Raw genomic sequence first — 1,291 nt, 5'->3', positions numbered from 1 at the left:
GTAGGGAATGCGTAGCCCGGAGCGCGTGCTTCCCCTCTCCCCTTGCGGGAGAGGGTGGCTCGCCGCAAAGCGGCGAGACGGGTGAGGGGTTGTCTCGACACCCTCATATCTTGCAGTTGAATTCGCCGAGAGAAACCCCTCATCCGGCGCTTCGCGCCACCTTCTCCCGCAAGGGGAGAAGGGAAGAAAGCGCGCGCGAAGCCTACGCCTCGCGCACCACGGTCTTCAGATAATTATACGCCTTGATGATTTCGATCAGGCGATCCTCGGTGGAGCGGTCGCCACCGTTGGCATCGGGGTGGTGCTGCTTCACCAGCGCCTTGTACTTGGACTTGACGTCGGCGAGCGTGGACTCGGGGGCGAGGCCCATCACCTGAAGCGCCTTGCGCTCGGCGTTCATGATCTTGCGCGTCTCGGCCTTGGGCGCGGCCTGCGGGCCGGCGCGCCAGCCGGTGCGGCCGTTCAGCTCCTGGAACATGCTGAACGGATCGAAGGCGCCGTCGATCTCGGCCTCGGCGCCCTTCTTGACGCCGCCATTGGCGCCCATCTTCCAGGTCGGACGATGACCGGTCAGCGCATCTTTCTGATAGCGCGCGACAGCGTCGGCATTCATGCCGGAGAAAAAATTGTAGTTCTGGTTGTACTCGCGCACGTGGTTCAGGCAGAAGTGCCAGTACTCACGCTGATTGTCGCGACCCTTGGGCGCACGATGCGCGCCCTTGTTCTGACACCCGGTCCATTCGCAATTGACCACGGCGTCGCGCGGCTTCACCTCCGGCTGCTTGCCTTTCGGCTTGATCCGGATGGAGTCGAAGAACTTTGATGAATCGATCGGCATGGCTGACTTTGACTACGCAATGCAAAAACCTTCAAGTCTTGACATTGCAATTAGCTGAAAAGCATAGCCGAAACTATGCTGAGGCGTCCTTGAACGGCCGCTAGAGGCGGCCTATCCAATACGGAGAGCGATCTCGCACCGTAATGACCCAGATGGCCATCAGAGACACTATCAGCAACAAGTTGCAGGAAGCTTTCACGCCGGAAAGCCTGCAAGTCGTCGACGAGTCACATTTGCATGAGGGCCACGCCGGCCATCGGCCGAGCGGCGAGACGCACTTTCGGGTTTATATTGTGTCTTCCGCCTTCAAAGGGAAGAGCCGGGTCGATCGCCACCGCATGATAAATTCGGCGCTGGCCGCGGAACTCTCCGGCAGCGTGCACGCGCTGGCGATCCACGCGCAAGCGCCGGGAGAAGGCGGCAGCTAGCTCGCCGATGCGGCTGTCATGCCCG

At 61.1% G+C, this 1,291-nt stretch carries 2 protein-coding genes; one reads left to right on the top strand and one right to left on the bottom strand.

All coding sequences use genetic code 11. The features are described 5' to 3' along the window. Nucleotides 1–202 precede the first annotated feature (202 nt). Nucleotides 203–838: a DnaJ domain-containing protein gene (locus IVB32_RS21090; RefSeq protein WP_018452927.1), complete on the bottom strand. Its 636-nt coding sequence runs from the start codon at nt 836–838 to the stop codon at nt 203–205. Between the two features lie 152 nt (nt 839–990). On the opposite strand from IVB32_RS21090, the gene IVB32_RS21085 reads away from it, so the two are divergent. Then, complete coding sequence (locus IVB32_RS21085; RefSeq protein ID WP_026232423.1) at nt 991–1,266, top strand: BolA family protein; 276 nt, start codon at nt 991–993, stop codon at nt 1,264–1,266. The last annotated feature ends 25 nt before the right edge of the window (nt 1,267–1,291 follow it).

It is taken from the genome of Bradyrhizobium sp. 23, assembly GCF_023073295.1.
GTDB lineage: Bacteria > Pseudomonadota > Alphaproteobacteria > Rhizobiales > Xanthobacteraceae > Bradyrhizobium > Bradyrhizobium canariense_D.
Note: the sequence above shows the minus strand (reverse complement) of the source record. Positions and strands in the feature narration are given on the sequence as shown.